3 protein-coding genes are annotated in these 3,211 nt (G+C 62.1%); 2 read left to right on the top strand and 1 reads right to left on the bottom strand.

Annotated features, from left to right (window positions below; all coding sequences use genetic code 11):
• Positions 1-83: 83 nt before the first annotated feature.
• Positions 84-995 (bottom strand): LysR family transcriptional regulator, encoded by a 912-nt coding sequence (locus AC3WJD_RS21785; RefSeq protein WP_492748919.1) that lies wholly within the window; start codon positions 993-995, stop codon positions 84-86.
• Between the two features lie 118 nt (positions 996-1,113).
• Between AC3WJD_RS21785 and AC3WJD_RS21780 the strand changes: the two genes are divergently transcribed.
• Both AC3WJD_RS21780 and AC3WJD_RS21775 read left to right on the top strand, forming a co-directional pair.
• Positions 1,114-1,443, top strand: a complete 330-nt coding sequence (locus tag AC3WJD_RS21780) for a nuclear transport factor 2 family protein (protein WP_492748917.1) — start codon at positions 1,114-1,116, stop codon at positions 1,441-1,443.
• Positions 1,440-2,219, top strand: a complete 780-nt coding sequence (locus AC3WJD_RS21775; protein WP_492748916.1) for an SDR family oxidoreductase — start codon at positions 1,440-1,442, stop codon at positions 2,217-2,219. Before AC3WJD_RS21780 ends, AC3WJD_RS21775 begins: the two co-directional genes overlap by 4 nt.
• Positions 2,220-3,211: the final 992 nt, after the last annotated feature.

Below are 3,211 nucleotides of genomic sequence, written 5' to 3'. Positions count from 1 at the left end.
CGCCCAAAGCCTATGATTACCACGCTATCTCACGCCCCCGCGAACCTCCCGCGAAGCGGGTTCGTGCATGTCGGCGACAGCAGTCATGCCCTACTGTCAGAGTGCTTCGAGAATTCGCGGGCAAGGGTGATGAACGCCTTGAATGCGGCGGAGGGATGCCGCCGCCCTGGGTAATAGAGCGCCAAGGGCGCGAGCGGCGGTGTCCAGTCTTCGAGCACCGCCTCCAGCCGCCCCGCATCGAGATCGGCCCGCACGTCGGACTCCATCACATAGCCGATGCCCACCGCCTCCAGCACGGCGATCCGCGACAGGCTCGCTTCGTCGAGGGTGATGGGGCCAGTGACGTCGATCTGCACGGATTGGCCACCCTTTTCGAACTGCCAACGATAGGGGGCGCCGTTGGGAAGCCGTATTCGCAGACAGGCGTGACTTAGCAGGTCTGGGGGGACCAGCGGCTTGCCTTGCTTCTGAAAATAGGTCGGCGAGCCGACCACTATATGGCGCCGGCCTGGCCCCAGCGGCACGGCTATCATGTCGCTCGGTATCAGATCCCGCGTCCGAACGCCGAAGTCGAACCCTTCGGCCACGACATCGACGAGCCGCCCTTCGGTGACCAGGTCTATATGCACCTGCGGATAGAGCCTCAGGAACCTCAGTATCAGCGGCGAGAGGATTTCGCGCGCCGCCGTCGCAAAGGCATTGATGCGCAGTGTCCCTGACGGCGTTTCCTGCTGCGATCGCGCAGCGTTCATGGCATCATGGATGTCCTGCAACGCGGGCCCGACCTTCCCCACGAAGTTGCGCCCGGCATCGGTAAGCGAAACGCTGCGGGTGGTGCGATTGAACAGACGCACGCCGAGCTTGCGCTCCAGCTTACCGACTGCGTTGCTGAGCGCGGTCGTCGACATCTCGAGTTCGAGCGCTGCGGCACGAAACGAACCCCTCCGTGCGATCGCGAGAACCGCATCCAGTTCGACCAAACCCTGCCTAGACATTATCCCTCAAATCGAAACACCTCATCCATCTTTGTCCCGATTATCGCCGAGGTTGTCCATAGCTAGATTGGCTTGGCTCGAAAAAGCGACCGGGCCATTTCATCAAAGGAGATCACCAATGGCGATCGAACTACCCACGGCAATCGCGGATTATTTCGCGGCTGACACCGGACTGAGTGCCGAGGCCATTGCCACGTGCTTCACCCAGGCGGCCGTCGTCAAAGACGAGGGCCGCACCTACGCCGGACGCGATGCGATCCGTGGGTGGAAAGACGAGTCCTCGGCGAAATACACGTACACGGTCGAGCCGTTTTCGATCGCAAGCGAAGGCGGCCGAACGGTCGTGACCAGCCATCTCGTCGGCGATTTCCCCGGCAGCCCGACCGACCTGCGTTACTTCTTCATCCTCGATGGCGACAAGATCGGCGAGCTGGAGATCATCCCATGAGCCCCTTCATCAACCTCGAGGGTAAGCGAGCACTGATCACCTCAGGCACCCGCGGCGCCGGCGCTGCCACGGTTGCCTTGTTCCAGGAACTGGGCGCCCGCGTCCTGACGACCGCCCGGACGAAACCCGACACTCTGGATGCATCGCAGTTCGTCGCAGCGGATCTCACGCGGCCAGAAGATTGCGTGCGACTGGCTGGCGCCATGCGTGAGCGACTCGGGGGCGTCGACATCGTCGTCCATATGCTGGGCGGCTCGTCATCACCAGCTGGAGGCTTCGCGGCGCTCGGCGATTCAGAATGGCGCAGGGAACTGGATCTGAACCTCATGCCCGCGGTGCGCCTCGACCGGGAACTCGTTCCGGAAATGGTGGCGCGCGGCCAGGGGGTGGTGATCCACGTAGGCTCCATCCAGCGTCAGCTGCCCCTGCCGGAGGCGACCACTGCATACGCGGCTGCGAAGGCGGCGCTGTCGACCTACAGCAAGAGCCTCTCGAAGGAGGTCTCGCCAAAGGGGGTGCGCGTCGTGCGCGTGTCACCCGGTTGGATCGAAACCGAGGCTTCAGTGGGTCTTGCGACACGGCTGGCGGCGGAGAGCGGCGTGGGTATCGAACAGGGCAAGCAAATGATCATGGATTCTCTCGGCGGAATCCCGATCGGCCGCGCTTCGAAGCCGGAGGAGGTCGCCAGCCTGATCGCCTTCCTCGCCTCCGACCGAGCCGGCACCATTACCGGCGCCGAATATGTGATCGATGGCGGTACCGTGCCGACGGTCTGACATGGCGCGTGCCAGGGGTTCCTGTCGCTAAAGGTCTTGCGATTGAGGCAATGCGGGCTGCTGGTGTAGATGAACAGATGGCGGCTTCCAGGACTGTTCAAATGGCCGGGGACGCCATTGAGCGCGATTGACGGGCGACGCGAATGCCGACCTAATTTGAAATATCGACTGCGTCTGGCAAGAAACGGACCTCTGCCCATGTCCAGCAGTCACTCCATTCTGTTGCAACGACGTGACCGCAGACGCAGGCACGGTTTGGCCCATCAGAGCCGTCCGAGCCACAGCACCCCTGATCTACGCCACACGATACGATTGCGCTCCTCAGCACGCTGTCGGGGTGAGCCGCAATTGCTCCATCGGGCGAATATAAATGCGTGCCAATCTGCCCACCGGCCTGATGGATCGGCACCCTTTCCTCTCCAATTCGAACTAGAATACCTTCGGGAACCGGTGACTGCTGGTCGGACACCGTTACATCCCGCTGATCAGCTAATCCCCATACACAGTCTGTCGTCAATGGTGTGCCACAATGAGCGCAAAATAGAGTCGGCATGCGAACTCCTAATACTTGGGTCGAACCTAAACCTGATTTCGAAGTCGGGCAGGGAAGCGTAGCCTCGCCAGCATCGGTGCTCTAATTCATCGACGCCGACTTCGCTATCGTGCCCGCCAACGTTACCGCCACATCCGTGTCAGACGTCAGCTTTCCCAGCCTCGGCACTTAAAAGCAGTCGGTCAGGAATCCCCGACAGCGCCGACGCTCTTCCGCCCCTGGACGCGCCCCCAAACCCGCCATCGTTCTCAATGTGAACGAAGGGCAGCTATCAGGCAGCCGAAATCGAGGCCGGAAGGGCGGCTTTGTCGGCGAATGCCGAAGCCGGTGCCAAACTTTGGCCGATGGCAGCCGGATAACTGGCAGGCACGCTGTTAACCTCTGCCGTGGCCGACGATCGGCACGTGCGGGTGCCTCGTCCCTGACAGCCACGCGCGGC

The sequence above is a fragment of the Sphingobium sp. FW306-1B-F04DB genome, assembly GCF_058781925.1.
Note: the sequence above shows the minus strand (reverse complement) of the source record. Positions and strands in the feature narration are given on the sequence as shown.